This window comes from Rahnella sp. 1L-D-7-B-C2 (genome assembly GCF_057290995.1).
In genome coordinates, this window is sequence record NZ_JBXAVQ010000016.1 from 50,485 (window position 1) to 71,040 (window position 20,556).

18 protein-coding genes are annotated in these 20,556 nt (G+C 52.5%); 7 read left to right on the top strand and 11 right to left on the bottom strand.

The genetic code is table 11. The features are described from left to right. The first annotated feature begins 3 nt into the window (after window positions 1-3). The 4 genes from AC0Z7K_RS19780 to AC0Z7K_RS19795 all read left to right on the top strand — a co-directional run bounded on the left by AC0Z7K_RS19780 (window position 4) and on the right by AC0Z7K_RS19795 (window position 2,137). On the top strand, window positions 4-342 hold the full coding sequence (locus AC0Z7K_RS19780; protein ID WP_413528931.1) for a YdbL family probable chaperone protein: 339 nt from the start codon (window positions 4-6) through the stop codon (window positions 340-342). A gap of 304 nt (window positions 343-646) precedes the next feature. Beyond that, window positions 647-1,132 carry an Hcp family type VI secretion system effector gene (locus AC0Z7K_RS19785; protein WP_485615620.1) on the top strand — a complete coding sequence of 162 codons (486 nt, stop codon included), beginning with the start codon at window positions 647-649 and terminating at the stop codon, window positions 1,130-1,132. Window positions 1,133-1,181: 49 nt separating this feature from the next. Next, a complete protein-coding gene (locus AC0Z7K_RS19790; protein WP_485615592.1) occupies window positions 1,182-1,709 on the top strand; it encodes a type IV secretion protein Rhs in 528 nt (175 codons plus the stop codon). 11 nt (window positions 1,710-1,720) lie between these two features. Then, window positions 1,721-2,137, top strand: a complete 417-nt coding sequence (locus AC0Z7K_RS19795) for a putative T6SS immunity periplasmic lipoprotein (RefSeq protein WP_485615594.1) — start codon at window positions 1,721-1,723, stop codon at window positions 2,135-2,137. A gap of 102 nt (window positions 2,138-2,239) precedes the next feature. Here the strand turns inward: AC0Z7K_RS19795 and AC0Z7K_RS19800 are convergent, their stop codons facing one another. After that, window positions 2,240-2,857, bottom strand: a complete 618-nt coding sequence (locus AC0Z7K_RS19800; RefSeq protein WP_485615595.1) for an FMN-dependent NADH-azoreductase — start codon at window positions 2,855-2,857, stop codon at window positions 2,240-2,242. A gap of 303 nt (window positions 2,858-3,160) precedes the next feature. Between AC0Z7K_RS19800 and hrpA the strand changes: the two genes are divergently transcribed. Then, entirely contained in the window at window positions 3,161-7,048 is a 3,888-nt protein-coding gene (hrpA, locus tag AC0Z7K_RS19805; protein ID WP_413528929.1) for an ATP-dependent RNA helicase HrpA, read from the top strand. A 63-nt stretch (window positions 7,049-7,111) separates the two neighbouring features. On the opposite strand, the gene AC0Z7K_RS19810 is transcribed toward hrpA, so the two are convergent. The 6 genes from AC0Z7K_RS19810 to rstA form a co-directional block, all read right to left on the bottom strand. Further along, a complete protein-coding gene (locus AC0Z7K_RS19810) occupies window positions 7,112-7,993 on the bottom strand; it encodes a trypsin-like serine peptidase (RefSeq protein WP_413528928.1) in 882 nt (293 codons plus the stop codon). Window positions 7,994-8,140: 147 nt separating this feature from the next. After that, complete coding sequence (gene ydgU, locus AC0Z7K_RS19815) at window positions 8,141-8,221, bottom strand: small membrane protein YdgU (protein ID WP_455567028.1); 81 nt, start codon at window positions 8,219-8,221, stop codon at window positions 8,141-8,143. Between the two features lie 117 nt (window positions 8,222-8,338). Next, window positions 8,339-8,764 (bottom strand): acid resistance repetitive basic protein Asr, encoded by a 426-nt coding sequence (asr, locus tag AC0Z7K_RS19820; RefSeq protein ID WP_485615596.1) that lies wholly within the window; start codon window positions 8,762-8,764, stop codon window positions 8,339-8,341. A gap of 384 nt (window positions 8,765-9,148) precedes the next feature. Then, a complete protein-coding gene (locus tag AC0Z7K_RS19825) occupies window positions 9,149-10,630 on the bottom strand; it encodes a carboxypeptidase M32 (protein ID WP_485615597.1) in 1,482 nt (493 codons plus the stop codon). Between the two features lie 2 nt (window positions 10,631-10,632). Next, window positions 10,633-11,958, bottom strand: coding sequence for a two-component system sensor histidine kinase RstB (rstB, locus tag AC0Z7K_RS19830; RefSeq protein ID WP_485615599.1), 1,326 nt, complete (start codon window positions 11,956-11,958; stop codon window positions 10,633-10,635). Continuing rightward, window positions 11,955-12,686, bottom strand: coding sequence for a two-component system response regulator RstA (rstA, locus tag AC0Z7K_RS19835; RefSeq protein ID WP_413528923.1), 732 nt, complete (start codon window positions 12,684-12,686; stop codon window positions 11,955-11,957). The genes rstB and rstA overlap by 4 nt, the downstream gene beginning before the upstream one ends. A gap of 328 nt (window positions 12,687-13,014) precedes the next feature. Here rstA and AC0Z7K_RS19840 point away from each other — a divergent pair, with 328 nt between their 5' ends. Beyond that, window positions 13,015-13,434, top strand: a complete 420-nt coding sequence (locus tag AC0Z7K_RS19840) for a hypothetical protein (protein ID WP_485615600.1) — start codon at window positions 13,015-13,017, stop codon at window positions 13,432-13,434. An 87-nt stretch (window positions 13,435-13,521) separates the two neighbouring features. On the opposite strand, the gene AC0Z7K_RS19845 is transcribed toward AC0Z7K_RS19840, so the two are convergent. From AC0Z7K_RS19845 to AC0Z7K_RS19855, 3 genes are read right to left on the bottom strand one after another with little or no spacing between them, the layout of a single operon-like run. Next, window positions 13,522-14,757: a c-type cytochrome gene (locus tag AC0Z7K_RS19845; protein WP_485615601.1), complete on the bottom strand. Its 1,236-nt coding sequence runs from the start codon at window positions 14,755-14,757 to the stop codon at window positions 13,522-13,524. Then, window positions 14,754-16,517: a GMC family oxidoreductase gene (locus AC0Z7K_RS19850; protein WP_413528920.1), complete on the bottom strand. Its 1,764-nt coding sequence runs from the start codon at window positions 16,515-16,517 to the stop codon at window positions 14,754-14,756. The genes AC0Z7K_RS19845 and AC0Z7K_RS19850 overlap by 4 nt, the downstream gene beginning before the upstream one ends. 15 nt (window positions 16,518-16,532) lie before the next feature. After that, entirely contained in the window at window positions 16,533-17,282 is a 750-nt protein-coding gene (locus tag AC0Z7K_RS19855; RefSeq protein ID WP_485615603.1) for a gluconate 2-dehydrogenase subunit 3 family protein, read from the bottom strand. A 389-nt stretch (window positions 17,283-17,671) separates the two neighbouring features. Between AC0Z7K_RS19855 and AC0Z7K_RS19860 the strand changes: the two genes are divergently transcribed. Next, on the top strand, window positions 17,672-19,189 hold the full coding sequence (locus AC0Z7K_RS19860; protein WP_485615605.1) for a YchO/YchP family invasin: 1,518 nt from the start codon (window positions 17,672-17,674) through the stop codon (window positions 19,187-19,189). A gap of 86 nt (window positions 19,190-19,275) precedes the next feature. Here the strand turns inward: AC0Z7K_RS19860 and uxuA are convergent, their stop codons facing one another. Continuing rightward, a complete protein-coding gene (gene uxuA, locus AC0Z7K_RS19865; protein ID WP_413528917.1) occupies window positions 19,276-20,460 on the bottom strand; it encodes a mannonate dehydratase in 1,185 nt (394 codons plus the stop codon). Between the last annotated feature and the right edge of the window lie 96 nt (window positions 20,461-20,556).

The window sequence follows — 20,556 nt, forward strand, 5'->3', positions numbered from 1 at the left end:
CATATGTCCAGAGCCTTTATAAAACGAATCAGCCTCACGCTGCTCACTACCGGCTTGCTGCTGTGTGGTCAGGCGTACGCGCTGACGCTCGGCGAAGCGAAGCAACAGGGGCTGGTCGGCGAAACGCTGTCCGGCTATCTGGCACCGGTGAAGCAGGATGCACAAAGTATCGAATTTGCCACGCGCATCAACGATGCACGCAAACAGCAGTATCAGCAAGTCGCCCAGGATAATCAGGTCACCACCGATGATGTCGCCAAACTCGCGGGACAAAAGCTGGTCGCCAGAGCCGGAAAAGGCGAATGGGTGCGAGGGATTAATGGGAAGTGGTTGCAGAAGTAAGAGATAAAAATAAGTGAAGATTGTTTAACTGGCTGACGGAGAGTGAATCACTCTCCGTGACTATTTTTCGATGAGTATTGTTGGATACTTACTCCTTTCTGATCCCTTTCTGTAATTTCCTGATTGTCACAGTTTCACACTTATATATTCGAATCAGAAAAAAGTAATTAATACATCTGTTGTATTATTACGTTTGGTCTGCTTTGATATAAACGGTTTTATTTACTCAACGATTCATTAGTTTAATGAATGTTTTTTGTTTGTTTTTTACATTGATGAATCTTTAATAAATATAAATATAAGGATGTTGAAAGTGGCAAATGCGATTTACGTAAAGATCACAGGGCAGAAGCAAGGTTTAATCTCTGCTGGTTGTTCTACCTATGACTCCATCGGTAACAAGTATCAATCTGGTCATCGTGACGAAATATTTGTCATTCACTTTGAACATGAAATTGTGAGAAATATGAATGTAAAACATCGGCCTGTGAGTTTTATTAAGTTAATCGATAAGTCAACACCGCTAATAGGAATGGCAATTTCCAATAATGAAAAAATGGATTTATTCTTTGATTTTTACAGAACCTCTTCTGTGGGAGCACAAGAGAAACATTTCACCGTGGAAGTCAGAAGTGCGACCATTGAGCGCCACAGCATAAGAGCCCCTCATGCTCTGGATAATCCTGAGAAAGAGCCTGAGGAAATGATTTCAGTTGTCTATGAAACCATTACCTGGAAGCACCATACCGCCGGAACGTCTGGCTACAGCATCTGGAGCGACACTATCTAATCAAAGAAATACAGGGAGCGTATTTATGGTCGTTATGGAAAGGTTATCGATGAAAAAACTGACCCGTGAGGGGCAGGTAAGAAGATTAACTCTAGGTGAGATAGCGCTTGCCCGGACAGTCTTTGGCAGTTACATCGACTACGCAAGGGTGTGGATCCATTTAGGCAGTTATCTTCCCTTTGGGTTACAAAATGTAGACACGGGAATGACTCCCAGTGGTGGGCTTTATTTTAGAGGAGCAAATTATCAAGATGATTTTTCAGCAGCAAATCCAGATAAGAAGCATCTATTTATCCATGAAATGACGCATGTTTGGCAGTATCAAAATGGCATGTGGGTAAAGTTCAGAGGAAGTATGAGTTGGGCTGTTGACTATCATTATGATTTTAAAGGAAAGAGCCGGTTAGTCGAGTACTCTATGGAACAACAAGCAGCCATTATCTCTGATTATTTTTATCTAAAAATTTATGGTGAGCATGGTTGGAGTAATAATCGATATATTAATTACAATGGTGATATTCTGGAAAGTGTACAATCATATTATGAACTGATTTTGACAAACTTCCCTCATTATTAAAGGAATGAGTAATGCATAAAAAAATAGGCCCATTAGCTATTGCACTCACTTTGTCAGGGTGTTTTTTAGGCGACAGAATCACCCCTTCAGCTGAAGCTGAAGCGTCTTATGTCGCGGGAGCATTATGTATTACAACACCAGGGAGAACTGAAAAACAAAAACTGAAATCAATACATATCGAAAAATGGGGTGAACCACCTGGTTTTACAAAGCATTTTGATAATGCAGGTGAATATCGGGTAATTAGAAAAGACACCTGTATGCCGTTGTTTGGTTATAAATTTGAATCAGGATTGGCTTATCATATTAGTATACGTTTTACTCAGGATCCTGAGCGGGAGCAAACTGATTTTTACACTGATTATTACACCGTATCTTTCATTATTTGGGAAAGTAGCGACAAGGTTAAGCACATTAGTTATCAATAAAAAAGCGCGCTTTTCAGCGCGCAAGAGGGTTTTCACAACAACATCGAAGCGGGTTTCAGACACAGATTTTAAAGAGAGTAGACCGCGCTCTGATTGTGAAAATTATGCCGCAGCCAGTTCTTTAATTGCTGCGTCGATGGCTGCTTTTGCATCAGTCTGTGCTTTGGTCGCTACTTCAGGACCGTACGCGATGCCTTCGGCGTAAACGAACTCAACATCGCTCATGCCCAGGAAGCCCAGGAACAGAGACAGGTAAGGGGCAACCAGATCGCTTGGGGTGTCTTTATGGATACCACCACGGCTGGTCAGCACGATTACGCGTTTGCCTTTCACCAGACCTTCAGGGCCTTTCTCGGTGTATTTGAACGTCACGCCAGCACGGGCAACCAGGTCAAAGTAAGTTTTCAGCTGAGTCGGGATGTTGAAGTTGTACATTGGTGCCGCGATAACGATCACGTCATGCGCCTGCAGTTCGTCGATCAGGGTGTTAGACAGCGCCAGCGCTTCTTCCTGACGTGGTGACAGCGGAGCATCGGAAGGACGCAGTGCGCCAACCAGTTCACCATCGAGTACCGGGATCGGGTCAGCGGCTAGGTCACGAACAGTTACGGTAGAACCGCTGTTGGCAGCCTGATATTGGGTGACAAGGTAATCAGCCAGTTGGTTAGACTGAGAGAAGTTAGCCAGAATGCTTGATTTCAGGACGAGTACTTTGCTCATGAGAGAGTTCCTTAACTGTGAGATACATAGGGATGCGCTTGGTTATAACCAGTCCGCCCCCGGAATGGAACTTACTTTATTCACAAAGCTTATGCAGTGATAGCGCAATATTTAGAGACCCTTCATCGATTTTTTTGAACAAGTTATAAAAGGCTAAAAAATTCGACTTTTCTTCATCCTCAACAGCTTGTGTTAACATATCAGCAAACAGGCAAGCGTTAACCCGCCTCAAATCATTTCAAATTCAGCCGTCCCCTCTTTATCGACAGCGGGTCGTCTGACTTGCAACAAGGAATATCGAACGTGAAATCACCGCTCGCGGCATTATCAGCGCAGTTAGACGGGCTGATGCTACGTGACCGGCAACGTCTGCAACGTCGTTTGCAGGGTGCCAAAAAGACCTTTAACGAAAACGCCAATCCTCAGGCGACTGATGCGCTCAGCGCCGAAATTCAGGCTGCAATCGACGAAAGCCGTAAAAAAGTCAGCTCACGTGAAGCGTCACGACCAAAGATCAGCTATCCGGAGAATCTGCCGGTCAGCCAAAAGAAAGAAGACATTTTTAACGCCATCCGTGACCATCAGGTGGTGATCGTCGCGGGTGAAACCGGCTCGGGTAAAACCACGCAGATCCCAAAAATTTGTATGGAGTTAGGGCGCGGTATCAAAGGCGTGATCGGCCATACGCAGCCGCGTCGTCTGGCGGCGCGTACCGTTGCCAACCGTATTGCCGATGAGCTCGATACCACGATGGGTAACACCGTCGGCTATAAAGTCCGCTTTAACGATCAGGTCAGCGAGAATACGCTGGTCAAGCTGATGACCGACGGTATTCTGCTGGCGGAAATTCAGCAGGACCGCATGCTGATGCAGTACGACACGCTGATCATCGATGAAGCGCATGAACGTAGTCTGAACATCGACTTTATCCTCGGTTATCTGCGCCAGCTGTTGCCGAAACGCCCGGATCTGAAAGTCATCATTACCTCGGCGACCATCGATCCGCAGCGCTTTTCGCGCCATTTCAACAATGCGCCGATCATTGAAGTGTCAGGCCGCACTTATCCGGTCGACGTGCGTTATCGCCCGATTGTTGATGACGCCGATGACACCGACCGTGACCAGCTGCAGGCGATTTTTGACGCGGTGGATGAGCTTGGCCGCGAAAGTATGGGCGATATCCTGATTTTCATGAGCGGTGAGCGTGAAATCCGCGATACCGCCGATGCGCTGAACCGTCTGGCCTTGCCGCACACCGAGATCCTGCCGCTGTATGCGCGATTGTCGAACAGCGAGCAGAATCGTGTGTTCCAGTCGCATTCCGGCCGCCGTATTGTGCTGGCGACCAACGTGGCAGAAACCTCACTGACGGTGCCAGGCATCAAGTACGTTATCGATCCCGGCACGGCACGCATCAGCCGGTACAGCTTCCGCACCAAAGTGCAGCGCCTGCCGATCGAGCCGGTATCGCAGGCTTCCGCCAACCAGCGTAAAGGCCGTTGCGGCCGTGTTTCTGAGGGGATCTGTATCCGTCTTTATTCGGAGATGGATTTCCTCTCGCGCCCTGAATTTACCGACCCGGAAATTCTGCGCACGAATCTGGCGTCTGTCATTTTACAGATGACTTCGCTGGGGCTTGGCGATATCGCCGCGTTCCCGTTCGTCGAAGCGCCGGATAAACGTAATATTCAGGACGGCGTGCGTCTGCTCGAAGAACTGAACGCTATCAATAACGCCGTCGATGGCCGCTATTCTCTGACGCCGCTTGGCCGTCAGCTGGCTCAGTTGCCGGTGGATCCACGTTTGGCACGCATGGTGCTGGAAGCGCAGAAAAACGGCTGTGTACGCGAAGTGATGATCATTACGTCGGCGTTGTCGATTCAGGATCCGCGCGAGCGTCCGATGGACAAACAGCAGGCGTCCGACGAGAAACATCGCCGGTTTGCCGATAAAGATTCCGACTTCCAGGCGTTCGTGAATTTGTGGGACTACCTGAAAGAACAGCAAAAAGAACTGAGCTCGGCGCAATTTCGCAAACTGTGCCGCAGCGATTTTCTTAACTATCTGCGCGTGCGCGAATGGCAGGATATCTACACCCAGCTGCGTCAGGTCGTGAAAGAACTTGGACTGCGAATCAACAGTGAACCGGCGGATTATCGCAGCATTCACTGCGCGCTGTTGACCGGGTTGCTGTCGCACATTGGCCAGAAAGACGCGGATAAACAGGAGTATACCGGTGCCCGTAATGCCCGCTTTGCGGTGTTCCCTGGCTCCGGTTTATTTAAGAAGCCACCAAAATGGGTGATGGTCGCTGAACTGGTGGAAACCAGCCGCCTGTGGGGGCGCATCGCCGCGCGTATCGAACCAGAATGGATCGAACCGCTGGCGCAGCATCTGGCGAAAAGCAGTTACAGTGAACCGCATTGGGAAAAAGCGCAGGGCGCGGTGATGGCAACGGAAAAAGTCACGCTGTACGGCCTGCCGATTGTCGCGGCGCGCAGCGTTAACTATGGCACCATCGATCCGGTTGTGTCGCGCGAGCTGTTTATCCGTCATGCACTGGTGGAAGGTGACTGGCAAACACGTCACGCATTCTTCCGCGCTAATCTGCGTTTACGTAGCGAAGTCGAGGAGCTGGAACACAAATCCCGCCGCCGCGACATTCTGGTGGACGAAGAGACGCTGTTCTTGTTCTACGAACAGCGCGTCGGCATGGACGTCGTTTCAGGCCGCCACTTCGATACCTGGTGGAAAACGCAGCCGCAGGACAGCCTGAACTTCGAAAAAAGCATGCTGATCAAAGAGGGCGCGGGCAATATCAGCGCCCATGATTACCCCAATTTCTGGCATCAGGGCAACATCAAACTGCGGGTCACCTATCAGTTTGAACCAGGCACTGATGCCGACGGTGTCACGGTGCATATCCCGCTGCCTCTGCTTAATCAGGTCAGCGAAGAAGGTTTTGACTGGCAGATCCCTGGTATTCGCCGCGAGCTGATTATGGCGCTGATTAAATCACTGCCTAAGCCGTTACGCCGTAACTTTGTTCCTGCGCCAAACTATGCGGATGCACTAATGGGGCGCATCAAACCGTTCGAAATGCCTTTGTTGGATGCGATGGAAAGGGAATTGCGTAAGATGAGCGGAGTGACGTTGTCACGCGAAGACTGGCAGCTGGATCAGGTCCCCGATCATCTTAAAATGACGTTCCGCATCGTTGATGATAAAAACAAAACGTTGCGTGAAAGCAAAGACCTGACGGCGCTGAAATCCGGCCTGAAAGAACAGGTGCAGCAAACGCTTTCCGCCGTAGCGGATGACGGCATCGAGCAGCGTGACCTGCACGTCTGGAGTTTCGGCACGTTGCCGGAACGTTATGAGCAAAAGCGCGGTGGCTATGAAGTAAAAGCCTATCCGGCGATTGTTGATGAAAAAGACAGTATCGCCATCCGCTTGTTTGACAGCGAACTTGAACAGCAACAGGCCATGTGGGGCGGGATGCGCCGTTTACTGCTGCTGAACATTCCGTCACCGATTAAATATCTGCATGACAAACTGCCTAACAAAGCCAAACTCGGTTTGTATTTTAACCCGTACGGTAAAGTGCTTGATTTAATTGACGACTGTATCTCATGCGGTATCGACAAACTCATCGCTGAATCCGGTGGATTAGTCTGGCGTGAAGAGGATTTCGCAAAACTGCATGAGCACGTACGCGCTAATCTCAACGATGCCGTGGTACAAATCGCCATTCAGGTCGAGCAGATCCTGACCACCGTTTTCAACATCAATAAACGGCTGAAGGGGCGGATTGATATCACTATGGCGCTGGCGCTTTCTGATATTAAATCGCAGATGTCAGGGCTGATTTACCGTGGTTTTGTTACGCAAAACGGCTGGAAACGTCTGCCGGATACATTGCGATACCTCCACGCTATCGAGCGTAGGATGGATAAACTGGCGATGGATCCGCATCGTGACCGCGCGCAGATGCTCAAAGTAGAAAGCATCCAGAAACAGTGGCAGCAGTGGCTGAATAAACTGCCGCCGGTGCGACAGCAAAGTGAAGACGTGAAAGAAGTGCGCTGGATGATCGAAGAGCTGCGCGTCAGCTACTTCGCGCAGCAGCTGGGGACGCCGTATCCGATTTCTGATAAAAGGATCCTTCAGACTATGGAACAGCTGGTGTAGTGATACATTAAAAAACCGCCTTCGGCGGTTTTTTTGTCTCTGAGATTGGGTACACCCTGAGGATTACTGAGTCGCAGGCGTTGTCGGTGTGCTCGCAGCGATGGCGCCGGAAGAGAGTGTATTCAGCGCATCGCGAATCGCAGGAACGGCCAGCGCGCGGTTATCGGCCAGATATCTGTCCTGCGCCGCGGGGGCTGAACTTTGAATCGCCACCAGAGACCAGCCGTCAGCATTTTTGAGCAGTAACGGTGAACCGCTGTCGCCTGGCAGCGTGTCACAACGGTGCGATAATACTCCCGGTTGTGCCCATCCGGTGACCAGACAATCCTGATGAACATACAAATCATCCAGATGATCTTCAGGGTATCCAGCCTGGGTTACTTTCCGACCTTCCTTTTTGAGAAGGGCGGTGAGAATGTCACGCGATCCTTCCCACAAAGGCAGCGGCTTAATCGGTAATGCCAGCTTTTCGTCAGTCAGACGGATCAGCGCAAAATCATAAGACGCCGCTTTTGGCGGCACAATCCACCCGTCGCCATCGGCTTTCAGTTTTTTGCCTAATGCAGGGTCCACCAGCGTTTGCAGCGCAGTAATTTGATAACGCCATTTCTGATTATGAGAAATAAAACGCAGGGCGATGACTTTATCGATATTACCCGGCGGCGCGAGGACGCAGTGACCGGCGGTTAAGGCCAGATGTTTGGAAATCAGGGTGGCGGTACATAAATTACCGCTGGCGGTTTCAATTTGCCCGATAGCCTGCCACGGCCAGTGCGATGCATTCGCAACGGGCTGGCGCTGATCGTGACCAAAAAACAGGGCGGTTTTTTCTTTAACGGAGATGGAAGGTGCGTCGTCGTCTGCATCATCCGGGGAATCAGCATGGGCGAGGGAACTGGCGGTAAAACAGAAAAAGCACAAAAACAAAGGTAATGCGATGCGCATAACATTCTGACCTTGAAAACAGGGAGAACCCGTAAACCCGTTATTATGGAACGATTATAGACGGTTATCTTTGGACATGGATATATTTGTCTGAAAACTCAATCTTTTTAGCAGATAACGAGCATCATCTCAGCGGGCTTCAAAACTTCAGAAGTAGAAGAACAGGGTGATCAGACCGCAAAGGATCAGAGAGCACAGGGTGATTTCGAACAGGTAGCGGCGCAGCATCTTCCATCAGTACCTCAAGATAGAAACCGGAGAAAAAAACACCCGGCGAACCGGGTGTTAAATCATCAGTCTTGATAATGGTGAGTGGATACGCTCACAAAGACTTCTTAGTACGTCTTATGCTGCTGGGGTAGCTTTTGCAGCCGGAGCAGCTTTCTTAGCATGTTTCACGTGTTTTTTAACAGCCTGGGCTTTCTGAGCTACGGGTGCTGCTTTCTTAGCATGTTTCACGTGTTTTTTAGCAGCCTGGGCTTTCTGAGCTACGGGTGCTGCTTTCTTAGCGTGTTTCACGTGTTTTTTAGCAGCCTGAGCTTTCTGAGCTACGGGTGCTGCTTTCTTAGCGTGTTTTTTGTGTTTTTTAGCAGCCTGAGCTTTCTGAGCTACTTTCTTATGAGTCTTGTGTTTGGTTACGTGCTTGGTAGCAGGAGCAGCCGTCGTCGTTGTTGTTGCAGCTGGCGCTGGAGTTGCAGTAGTTTCAGCAGCGAAAGCGACAGAAGACAGGCCCATTGCAGCGGCTACAACCAGAGCTAATACTTTTTTCATGTGTCATTCCTCAAGAATTTTAGTTTATGTGTCTGCCCCACTGCGGGGCCGGTGAGAGAATAATAGGCGTGAGGAATGAGGTTGTCCGTGAGTGATTGGTTTCGGCGTGTAACGGAATGTACAAGGGGGAATTCAATAACAACAAGGTGTTATCTTTGGGTTTCAACTTTAAGGTCAAGACCTTGGGCTCGCCGCCAGGCGGTGCCTGCGTAAAACAGTACTCGGGCCGCTCCCTCCCCTGCGAAGGGGAGGGTTGGGGTGGGGTATTAACGTTAAATCAAAAGGTTAAAGTGTTTTAACCAGTTTATTGCCAGCCATACCCCCACCCGGCCTCCCCCTTCGCAGGGGGAGGAGCAAAGCAAACGGCTACATGCCGCCCACCCATTACAGGTATCGATTTTCCAAATGAGCCCTGAAATACGCCGGATTTAACGTTTCCCCGGTGGCGTTCTTCATCAACTGGTCAGTGGTAAACCGGCTCCCATGCTGCCAGATATTCTGCTGTAACCACTGGAACAACGCCGTCAGGTCGCCGCGGGCGATATCATCTTGCAAGGTCGGGATTGCTTTATTGGCGCACTGGAACAGCTGTGCAGCATACATCGCGCCGAGTGTGTAAGTCGGGAAGTAGCCAAAGCCGCCGTCGGTCCAGTGGATATCCTGCATACAGCCGTCCCGGTAATTTCCAACGGTATCAATGCCCAAATATTCCTTCATCTTGCTGTTCCATAAGCCAGGAATATCATCGACTTCAATTTCGCCTTCCATCAGCGCTTTTTCGATCTCATAACGCAGAATCACGTGAGCCGGATAGCTAAGTTCATCAGCATCGACACGGATGAAGCCCGGCTGGACGCGCTGGTTCAGCTTCATGAAGTTACTTTCATCCAGACCCGGACGTTGACCGAACTGCTCAATGACCAGCGGATAGACGGATTTAAGGAAAGGTTCGCTGCAACCGAGCTGCATTTCAAACAACAGGCTCTGGGATTCGTGAACCCCCATGGAACGCGCGTTAGAAACCGGCTGGCCAAGCCACTCCTTTGGCAGGTTTTGCTCGTAACGTGCATGACCGGTTTCATGAATCACACCCATCATAGCGCTGAGGAATTCATCTTCGTTATAGCGTGTGGTAATGCGCACATCTTCAGGCACGCCGCCGCAGAACGGGTGGGCGCTGACGTCCAGACGACCGGCGTCGAAATTAAAGCCCAGACGGCCCATTACTTTCAGGCCGAGCTGACGTTGTTTCTCGATGTCAAAGGGCCCCTGCGGTGCAATGCGGCTTTCTGTTTTCTGCTTCTCGACCACGGTCTGCAACAAATCCGGCAGCCAGGTTTTCAGATCCCCGAACAGCGTGTCGAGTTTCTGCGACGTCATGCCCGGTTCGTACAAATCGAGCAGGGCGTCGTAGCGGCTGATACCCGCGGCTTCAGCGCGGAACTGCGCTTCTTCACGGCTGAGTTTCACCACCTCTTTCAGGTTTTCCGCAAAACCTTCCCAGTCGTTGGATTTACGCTGAATGCGCCAGGCTTGCTCGCAGCGCGCACCGGCCAGCGATTTTGCCTGCACCAGACTTTCAGGCAGCAGAGCCGCCTGCTGGTAATGACGACGCATTTCGCGCAGGTTGGCCTGTTCCACGTCGTTAAGCTGCTCGCCGCTGGCCTGTTCCAGCCATTCACCGACTTGTTTCGCCGTGAGTATCTGATGCGTCAACACGCTCAGTTCCGCAAGGGCTTCTGAACGCGCCTGTCCGCCCTGTGGCGGCATCATGGCCGCAGCATCCCAGCCGGCAATCGCAGATAAATGGCCGAAACGGGATAAACGGGCGAAGGTGTCGTGCAATTTTTTATACGCGATGGTCATTATTAGCTCCCTTCATGGTGTGAGTCGGACTGTTCTACAGCCAGATTGAAAGTCGGTTTTACCGGCCAGCTGAAACGCATGCTGGCACCGCCCAGCGGGCTGCTATCGACGGCGACGCGGCCCTGATAGGCGACGGCAATAGAATGTACGATGGCCAGCCCCAGCCCGCAGCCGCCGGTGGCGCGGTCACGGCTTGGGTCAAGACGCACAAACGGCTCGAAGATGCGCAGACGTGCTTCCGGCGGAATACCCGGCCCGTCGTCTTCAACCTGTAAACAGGCGGTTTCGCCGTCCAGCCACAGGCTGATGCGCAACGTTTCCTGCGAATAGCGCAGTCCGTTGTTGACTAAGTTATCCAGCACGCGCTCCATCAGCCGCAAATCTACACCGCCGAAATCGATGTTTTGCGGTGCATCGTAGGCGATGCTGCGCCCGGTATTAATGAGCCGGAAATCGTCCACTTTGTCTTCAAGCCAGTCGGCCAGATTCACTTTTTCGAGATGCAGCGCAACCTGCGGGCGATCGAGGCGCGCGTAGGTCAGCAGTTCGTCGATCAACGCTTCAAGCTGGCCGATATCACGGTTAATGGCGTTTTGTTCAGATTCAGGCAGGTTTTCACTGATCGCCAGCCGGTAACGCAGGCGCACCAGCGGGGTACGAAGTTCGTGGGCGATGCCGTCGATCAGCTGTTTCTTACTGGCGATCAGCGTGCTGATGTTGTCCGCCATCTGGTTGAACGCCACGCCGACCCGCGTCAGGCTCGAGGCGGAATCAAAATTCACCCGTTCATCAAGATGTCCGTTGCCCAGGCGCAACGCCGAGTTCTCGAGGCGCAGCAAATCCTGCCAGTGCGGGCGCATCCACAGAAAGACCGGCAGCGCCAGCGACAGGCCGATGATCATCAGCAGCGCGAGATCCAGCAGCCGCATTTCGTGCATATAGAAAAGATAGGGGATCGGGCCGACCACCAGTACGTAATGGCTGCGCGGCACGCGCTGAATAAAGGTGTATTCATCATCGAGGGCAATGATTTCGCCGTCTTTGAGGCGTTTATCCAGTTCGGGGCTGAGTTTGCGTTTGCCGAGCGGTTCGATGTGCAGTTTGAATGACAGGTTAAGATCCAGCGTATTGATGGTCTTATTCCAGTCTTTGATCGGAATTTCCCTGAGTTCGCTGCGCATCAGATACAGCGAGCTTTTCATCAGGTCATTCATGGACTGACGGCCGGTGCGCTCGGCGGTGACTTTGTACACCAGCCCGACGAGCATCGCCATGACCATAAAACAGACCAGCAGTAACAGAAAGAACTGGACGAAAAGCTTTCTCATTCCGTCAGTGACTCCCAGGCGTTCGGGGCAAACAGATAGCCTTTATTGCGCACCGTTTTGATACGGAAAGGTTCAAGGGTGTTGTCGTAGAGCTTGCGGCGCAGGCGGGAAATCGCCACGTCGATGCTGCGATCCAGCCCGTCGTAGCTCACGCCGCGCAGGTTTTTCAGCAGCGCTTCGCGATCCATAATGCGCCCGGCGTGCGTTGCCAGCTCCCACAGCAAATCAAAGTCAGAGGTCGACAGCACAATGGTTTCATCCACCAGCGTTACCTGACGGTTGACCGGGTCAATACACAACTGACCGAAGTGCAGGGCGTTGCCGCTGGTCAGCGTCTGAACCGGTTGTTCATTTTGCGTAGATTGCGACGGATTCTGTCGCAGGTGCAGCCGTAGTCTCGCCAGTAAGACAGCGGGCGGCGTGGTTTTCAGGATGTAATCGCTGGCGCCCATTTCCAGTGACAGAATGTGGTTCATGTCGCTGTCGAGCGAAGTCAGCAGGACAATCGGGCCGGGAAACACCGGGCGCAAATCACGGCATAGCGTCATGCCATCTTTGCCGGGCAGCATGATATCCAGCAGAACCAGATCGGGTTTTTCTTTCTCTATTCTTGCCTGCGCCGTATCGCCGCGGGGTTCAACCAGCACGTCGATATCATGTTTGCCTAAATAGGCGGCAATCAGGTTGCCGACTTCAGCATCATCTTCTACAAAAACGATTTTATTCATTGGCTTGCTGCTGTTAAAAATCCGGTGGTTAGCATAGCGTGAGCGCGCGGCGGACGCTATGGGACGTAATGACTCTTGCGGCATGAATTCCACAATTCGGGGGATTCTGGCGACAAAATCTGAATTTTGGGTGTTTGTGCTTTCAGCCTACTACAGTCACACAATGAAAGCGCCTGAACCGACTGGAAAAGTATCGGTGAACTATGCCATTATACAGAGGAATAATTGTGTCTATATGCATTGATTTGCGGAATAAATCCGAGCACACCTTCGCACGTTCAACTCAGACGTTCAATGGCTAGACCCTGACCAGGAAGAGGAAGAGGGGATGAATGAAAACCGCCTGGTACCCGATGCGCGCAGTCAGAAAGCATCCTTTGACTATATGGAATATTTGTCCGCATCCTGCAAAAAGAAATGGAGTTTCGTTGACGCCATTTATGGTGTGATGCCGTTTTTCGGCATGGTATTGAAATCCCGCTCTCAAAAAGATAAATCGAAACAAGAGTCTCTGCGGGCGCTGGCACTTCAGGTGGTTTCCACTCAGGTCAGCGATGAAACCAATATCGTTCGTCTGATAGAACTGGCAGAACAGCAGGGCATGTACAACATCGATATTACGCTCCCGTATTCCCTGACTGACGATCAGCTGACGGCGATTAAAGTCGAGTGTAAACATCTGGTACAACTCAGCCAGAATAATGATCATTTACTTGTGCAGATAATGCAGATGCCGTCTCAGCATTGAGAAAATACTCTGTAACAGTTAATTGATAAATGAGTGACAAAAAGAAAGGCCGCGAAAGCGGCCTTTGTCATGTTGATTAAAACGTTTTTATTTCTTCAGATCGGCGCGCACATCTTTCACGTCCGAAGCTGATACCGGCGCAGCGGCATTTCCCCAGCTGTTACGAATGTAGGTCAGCACATTTGCCACGTCTGCATCGCTCATATTGGCATCAAACGACGGCATCGATGGCGCCGTCGGTTTAGTGTCGGTGGCGACCGGGCGGCTGCCCGCGAGCACCACGTGAATAAGTGACGTCGCGTTGGTCTGATTAATCAGAGCAGAATCCGCCAGGCGCGGGAACAATCCTTCCTGACCTTTGCCGTCTGGTGTGTGGCACGCAGAACAACGGTCGGCGTAGATATGTTTACCGGCAGTCATGGCGCTGTCATTGGTTTTCACCGGTTCCGGCGCACGGTTGCCGCTGTCATGGCCGCTGTCTTTGAGATACACCGCGACGGCTTTCAGATCCGCATCCGTCCAGTGTTGCGACGAATTGGTCACTTCTTCCGCCATCGGGCCGGAGGCGATATCAAAGCGGTTTACACCGGTTTTGAGATATTGCATCAGATCTTCCTGCGTCCAGTTGCCGATACCGGTGTGCTTATTGCTGGTGATATCCGGTGCGACCCAGTTTTCGACCACCGCACCCTGCAGGAACTCGCTGTCTTTGTCACCGCCGATCATGTTTTTCGGTGTGTGACAGGTGCCGCAGTGTCCCAGTCCTTCAACGATGTACGCGCCGCGATTCCATTCTGCGGATTTATCCATCTGCGGTTTGAATTCGCCTTTGTTAAAGTTCAGCCAGTTCCAGCCCATCAGGCTGGTGCGCACATTGAACGGGAACGGCAGCTGGTTGGTTTCAACTTCGTGATGCACCGGTTGCAGGGTTTGCAGATACGCCCAGATGGCGGCGTTATCATCACGGGTCACTTTGGTGTACGCAGTAAACGGCATCGCGCCATACAGACGCTTGCCACCGTGGCCGATACCTTCAGACATGGCGCGCTGGAAGTCATCAAAGCTCCATTTACCAATACCGGTTTCCGCATCCGGCGTGATGTTCGCGCCGACTAAACGGCCAAACGGCGTTTCGATCGGCACGCCACCGGCGAAGGGTTTGGCGTCCGGCGTCGAGGCCGTGTGGCATGCCGCGCAGTCACCGACCGTTGCCAGATAGCGACCACGTTCAACCTGTTCAAAAGAGCCGTCGCCCGCCGCATGCGCCAGACCTGACACGCTCAGCGCCAGTAATCCGAGTGAGAATGAGGTTAAGTTCTTCATGCAATCATCTCTCCCGGCTTTTTCAGGTAGTAATTACGGATCGCGTAAGCCGCTTTAAATGCCAGCGCACCGACGGTGCCGGTCGGGTTATAACCCGGATTTTGCGGGAAGGCGGAGGCGCCGACCACAAACAGGTTGGGTACGTCCCAGACTTGCAGGTGTTTGTTCACCGAACTGGTAGACGGATCCGCGCCCATCACAAATCCGCCGACCACGTGGGAAGACTGATAAGGCGTGCCGTTCCAGTGGCCTTTCATTGGGTTTGCGACCAGTTGACGCGGGTTCATCGCTTTAGCGATCTCGGCGACTTTACCGGTGCAATATGCGGCCATTTTCAGGTCGTTCTCAGGGAAATCGAAGGTGACGCGCAACAGCGGGCGGCCAAGACGATCTTTGTAGTTTGGATCGAGTGAAAGATAGTTGGTTTTAGTTGTGTAGCTGCTGGCCTCGCAACCTATCGACATCGAGCTGAGATAGTTGGCCACCGTGGCCTTTTTCCACTCGGATCCCCATTTCGGCGTACCCGGTGGCACAGGGCGATAGCCGATTGGCGCGCCGCCGATTGGCGTAACGCGGATGCTGCCGCCGCCGAAGAAACCTAAACCGCTGTGATCGAAGTTATCGTTGTTGAAATCGTCGATGCCCATCCCGACCGCGCCTGCGCCGATGAACGGGTTGAAGTTTTTGTCATCGAAAAACAGCTGCACACCGTTGGCAGTCTGATAGGCGTAGTTACGTCCGGTGGTGCCGGAAAGGCTGACCGGATCGTAAGGTTTGCCGATGCCGGAGAGCAGCATCAGGCGCACGTTTTCGAAGGTGAACGCGCTGACGATAACCAGATCCGCCGGTTGTTCCCACTCGTCGCCGGAGGAGTCGATGTAAACCACGCCGGTGGCGCGTTTGCCGGTGGAATCGGTCAGTACCTGCATGACTTCACAGTTGGTGCGCGCTTCGAAATTCTCTTTGCGGATCAATGCCGGTAACACGGTGGTGATGGCGCTGGCTTTCGAGTAGTTGGCACAGCCGTAGTTGGTGCAGAAACCGCAGTAAGTACAGGGCCCCATTTTCACGCCGAGCGGGTTGGTGTACGGCTCTGAAATTAGCGAAGAGGGTACCGGGAACGCTTTGTAACCCATATTGCGCGCGGCTTCGGCGAACAGCGTCGGGCCATAAGGTTGTTCCATCGGGCGGGTCGGATATTCAATCGAGCGCATACCTTCGTACGGATTGCCGCCTTCGTGATGCTCGCCTTTCACGTTGCTGGCTTTCCCTGAGACCCCGGCCAGACGTTCGAATGACGCGTAGTGTGGCTCCATTTCGTCCCAGTCGGTGCCCCAGTCCTGTAACACCAGCTCTTCGGGAATGGCATTTGCGCCGTAACGTTCAGTCAGATGGCTTTTCAGGCGGAACTCATCCGGCTGGAAGCGGAAGGTGATGCCCGCCCAGTGGTTGCCTGCACCGCCGGTACCGTTGCCCGGATGGAACGAACCCCATTCGCGCATCGGCAGCGCGGTTTGCGCCGGATTGTTACGGATGGTGATGGTGTTCTGGCGGGTGCGTAACATCAGTTCCTGGCGCGAGTTGTAGCGCAGTTCATCGGTTACGGTAGCCACGTTAAAATCGCGTGCGGTATCGCGCCACGGGCCGCGTTCGATCGCCACCACGTTGAGACCTTCGTCGCACAGTTCATTGGCGATGATGGATCCGGCCCAGCCGAGCCCGATCACCACCACATCAGTTTTGGGTAATTTCTTTGCCATAATAGTGTTCTGCCCTTAGCTCTTCATTTTCCATGCGTCGCCGCCTGAAATACTCAGCGGTTCCAGATCGAGTTTCTGGTTATGTTTGCCGACATATTCACGGTAGTCGTAGCGTGCGCCGGGGAAGCCCAGCATTTTCCACGACACCATGTTGCGGTTACCGCCATAAATCGGATCCGCAAAGAATCCTTCCATGGTGTTTTTCAGCGCAATGGCGAAGAACAATTTGGAATCGATCCCATCGAGAGCCATTTTTCCGCTTTCCAGACCGGACAGAATTTCATCCTGCTGGTTGCCGGGCAGATCTTTGAATAATTTCTGATGTTGCGACTGAGCATATTTATCCAGCGCCGCCAGACCGAGCCGGTAGCGCTGCTGGGGAACCAGAGGTGACTGATCGCCTTGTTCCGGCGTGCCTTCCTGGAAAGGGCCTTCCATGTAGAGGCGGGCGTAGGTGCCGTAAAAACCGGCCAGCTGACGGTCAATAAACACCGCGCATCCGGCGTCTTTGCCGCCCACGCTGAGATCGTCGGCAGGTACCAGACGGTCAACGATGGCTTCCATGGTCGCGGCTTCGGCATCGGTGAAGAACGCCCAGCCGTCGTGGTCTATTTGCGGTGGCGGGCTGGCGTCGAAGGGGCTCCACACGGGCGTACCTTTGAGCGTCACCGCGTTTGCGGCCTTGGCCGCGCCGAGTACTGCTGAGGCTGCCGTGAACGAGAGAATTTGCCGGCGGGTCACCCCAGGCAAGGTTTTTTTGCTCATTTGTTTTCCCTGTTTGTTTTCCCTGTTCGGGATATATAACGCTATAGAGGGCGGTAAATGGTGCAATCAACAACGCGCTGCAAAAGCAGTCGGGTGGCGTTGTGATAATGGTTAACATGCTAAGGATAAGTGAAAACTGACGGTAAAGATAAATGCAATGGATGTTAAAAATGTTATGAAATGTGTGTAAATGGTTTTTTATGTTGTAATTTTAGCCTCTAATTTGATGTTTGTTTACATTTTATCCGCGTCAATGATGAGGATAAAAGGGCGTTAAAAAAAACATAAAAGAGAGGGCAGGGCTTTGCCATGTGGCGTTTCGTGGTCTGAAGGTTGAATTATGCTGCCTGTCAGGTAAGATCACTGTTCACTGGTAAAATGTGTAAGGCATGACAAACGTCACAGATTTTTTTCGAAAATTATTGAAGCGTTGCGCGGGGCCATCCTGCCTCTCTGTGCTTATCGCAGGGGGATCTGCTTTTTATGCTGTAAGCGCGTCTGCGCTGACGGCAGAATCCACTGAAACCCAGTCCCCGGTTTCAGCCCTCAGTTACGATCTTTCCGGTTTCCTTCCTGCCAGCGATGAACTGTCCGCGTTTAACACCGGTGCAGTCGGAAAACCTGCGCAGTTGCCGAGCCTCGGCAGTCAGTACATTAAAAACACTACCGGCCCGACCGCCACGGAAACGCAGCTGGCGACCACGCTGAAAGAGCTCGGCACCACCACCGCAGACAGCGATGACCCGTTGCGCCTGCAGGCGGAAAACATCGCTCTGAGTCAGGCGGCAAAGCTGGTGCAAAAGGAAACCAGCAGTTTATTGTCACCGCTCGGCACCGTCAGCACTACGCTGGACGTCACCGGCCATAATCTTGACGGCAGCTCAGGCCAGCTGTTCAGCCCGCTCTACAATTCCGAAAACAATCTGGTGTACAGCCAGATAGGTTTACAGAGTGCGAGCGATGCCACGGTGGGGAATTTTGGCATCGGTCAGCGGATCAACACTGGCGCCTGGATGCTCGGGTACAACGCTTTTATCGATAACGATTTTGACCATCAGCTCACGCGTGGCAGTCTCGGCGCAGAGGCGTGGTCAGATTATCTGCGCTTCTCCACCAACTATTATCATCCGTTTTCATCCTACAAAGCAGACAGCAGCTCGTCGGCCCAGCTGCGTCGTCAGGCGCGCGGTTACGACATCACCACCAAAGGCTATCTGCCATTTTACCGCCAGATCGGTGCCTCACTGAGCTACGAGCAGTACTTCGGCGATCAGGTGGATTTGTTTGGCAACGGTACACGGCAGAGTAATCCGTCGGCGGTATCGTTTGGACTGAACTATACGCCGGTACCGCTGGTGACGGTGATGGCGGAACATCAGGCAGGGCAGGACGGTGACAATCAGGATTTAGTGAAACTGACGCTGAACTACCGCCTCGGGGTACCGCTGGATCAGCAGCTGTCGGTGCGAAACGTTGCGGCGGCTCACTCGTTGCGTGGCAGTCGGATGGATATGGTAGATCGTAATAATATGCCGGTGATGGAGTTCAAACAGCGCAAAACGTTGTCGGTATTCCTCGCCACGCCGCCGTGGACATTACAGCCTGGCGAAACCGTGCCGCTGAAATTACAGTTACGCGCGCTGAACCCGTTGGTGGCGCTGAGCTGGCAGGGCGATACGCAGGCGCTGAGTCTTACGCCGCCTGCTAATAACCGTAACGCCGAAGGCTGGAGCGTGATCGTGCCACAGTGGGATGATTCGCCGGAGGCGACTAACAGCTATCGCTTGTCGGTGACGGTGGAGGACAGTAAATCGCAGAAAGTGACGTCGAACTGGATAACCCTGACGGTTGCGCCGCCGCTGACCGCTCAGCCACAGTACGGTAATGACGCCGGTCTGAATTTCTAAAAACGTTTTTCTAATGATACTGATGGCCCTTCAATAGCAGAAAGGCCATAACAAGCCGCGCACACCCGGTGCGCGGCCTCGCACGATCATTCCGTGAAGAAAGTCTGCTTCAATGCCCGTTCAACACCGCGCAACTCCGCCAGCCCGCGCAACCGTCCAATGGCGGAATAACCCGGATTGGTCTTCTTATTCAGGTCATCCAACATCTGGTGTCCGTGATCCGGACGCATTGGTATTGCCCGCAGATTGCCAGCCTTCCGGCGGGTTTGTTCTTCGGTCAGAATGGCTTTGATCACCGCGACCATATCCACATCACCATCCAGATGGTCGGCCTCGTGGAAGCTGCCCGGTACTTCTTCACGCTGGGTAGCGCGCAGGTGAATGAAGTGAACGCGGTCGGCGAAGGTGGTCATCATCTTCACTAAGTCATTATCTTCGCGCACCCCGTAAGAACCTGTGCAGAAGCAGAATCCGTTATGGATGCTGTCAACGGTGTCTTTCAGCCACTGCATGTCTTCGAGGGTGGAAACAATTCGCGGCAGGCCGAGGATAGGGCGGGGAGGATCATCCGGGTGAACCGCCAGACTCAGTCCACACTGCTCGGCGACCGGCACGATGCTGCGTAGAAAATGCGCCATGTTTTCACGCAGTTTGGCTTTGTCGATGCCGTCGTAGGTCGCCAGACGCGCGCGGAACTGCTCCAGCGTATAACCTTCTTCCGCACCCGGTAAACCGGCAATAATGTTGGCAACCAGCGTGTTTTTCTCATCCTGCGTCATCGCCGCGAAATACTCAGCGGCCAGCTTTTGTTCTTCAGCGCTGTAATCCGCTTTGGCGCCTTCGCGTTGCAGAAGGTGTAATTCGAAGGCGGCAAACGCGATGTGATCAAACCGCAGTGCGCGGGAGCCGTCCGGCAGAAGATAGCCCAGATCAGTGCGCGTCCAGTCAAGAACCGGCATGAAATTGTAGCAGACGGTATCGATGCCACAGGCCGCCAGGTTACGGATGGATTGCTGATAGTTGGCAATGTGCTGCTCAACGTTGCCGCTGCGTGTTTTGATTTCTTCATGCACCGGAATACTTTCCACCACCGACCACGTCAGCCCCTTGGCTGCAAGTTCTGCCTGACGTTTTTTGATTTCTTCAACCGGCCATACTTCACCATTGGGAATGTGGTGCAGGGCGGTGACAACACCGGTTGCGCCAGCCTGACGCACATCATCAAGTGATACCGGGTCTTTCGGGCCGTACCAACGCCATGTCTGTTCCATCTGTTTTCCTTAAATTTTTTGCTGATGTTATCAATACAGTTGACGCATGACCGGTGATAAGTTCAATCTTAGGACACGGCATGGTCTGGTGGTCTG

What these genes read in the sequence shown, in the direction of transcription:
- AC0Z7K_RS19790 (WP_485615592.1), top strand. Translation starts at nt 1,182, where the DNA reads ATGAAAAAACTGACCCGTGAGGGGCAGGTAAGAAGATTAACTCTAGGT.
- AC0Z7K_RS19855 (WP_485615603.1), bottom strand. Translation starts at nt 17,282, where the DNA reads ATGAGCAAAAAAACCTTGCCTGGGGTGACCCGCCGGCAAATTCTCTCG.
- AC0Z7K_RS19795 (WP_485615594.1), top strand. Translation starts at nt 1,721, where the DNA reads ATGCATAAAAAAATAGGCCCATTAGCTATTGCACTCACTTTGTCAGGG.
- rstA (WP_413528923.1), bottom strand. Translation starts at nt 12,686, where the DNA reads ATGAATAAAATCGTTTTTGTAGAAGATGATGCTGAAGTCGGCAACCTG.
- AC0Z7K_RS19850 (WP_413528920.1), bottom strand. Translation starts at nt 16,517, where the DNA reads ATGGCAAAGAAATTACCCAAAACTGATGTGGTGGTGATCGGGCTCGGC.
- AC0Z7K_RS19780 (WP_413528931.1), top strand. Translation starts at nt 4, where the DNA reads ATGTCCAGAGCCTTTATAAAACGAATCAGCCTCACGCTGCTCACTACC.
- AC0Z7K_RS19860 (WP_485615605.1), top strand. Translation starts at nt 17,672, where the DNA reads ATGACAAACGTCACAGATTTTTTTCGAAAATTATTGAAGCGTTGCGCG.
- uxuA (WP_413528917.1), bottom strand. Translation starts at nt 20,460, where the DNA reads ATGGAACAGACATGGCGTTGGTACGGCCCGAAAGACCCGGTATCACTT.
- AC0Z7K_RS19810 (WP_413528928.1), bottom strand. Translation starts at nt 7,993, where the DNA reads ATGCGCATCGCATTACCTTTGTTTTTGTGCTTTTTCTGTTTTACCGCC.
- AC0Z7K_RS19785 (WP_485615620.1), top strand. Translation starts at nt 647, where the DNA reads ATGTTGAAAGTGGCAAATGCGATTTACGTAAAGATCACAGGGCAGAAG.
- rstB (WP_485615599.1), bottom strand. Translation starts at nt 11,958, where the DNA reads ATGAGAAAGCTTTTCGTCCAGTTCTTTCTGTTACTGCTGGTCTGTTTT.
- ydgU (WP_455567028.1), bottom strand. Translation starts at nt 8,221, where the DNA reads ATGCTGCGCCGCTACCTGTTCGAAATCACCCTGTGCTCTCTGATCCTT.
- AC0Z7K_RS19840 (WP_485615600.1), top strand. Translation starts at nt 13,015, where the DNA reads ATGAATGAAAACCGCCTGGTACCCGATGCGCGCAGTCAGAAAGCATCC.
- asr (WP_485615596.1), bottom strand. Translation starts at nt 8,764, where the DNA reads ATGAAAAAAGTATTAGCTCTGGTTGTAGCCGCTGCAATGGGCCTGTCT.
- AC0Z7K_RS19845 (WP_485615601.1), bottom strand. Translation starts at nt 14,757, where the DNA reads ATGAAGAACTTAACCTCATTCTCACTCGGATTACTGGCGCTGAGCGTG.
- AC0Z7K_RS19825 (WP_485615597.1), bottom strand. Translation starts at nt 10,630, where the DNA reads ATGACCATCGCGTATAAAAAATTGCACGACACCTTCGCCCGTTTATCC.
- AC0Z7K_RS19800 (WP_485615595.1), bottom strand. Translation starts at nt 2,857, where the DNA reads ATGAGCAAAGTACTCGTCCTGAAATCAAGCATTCTGGCTAACTTCTCT.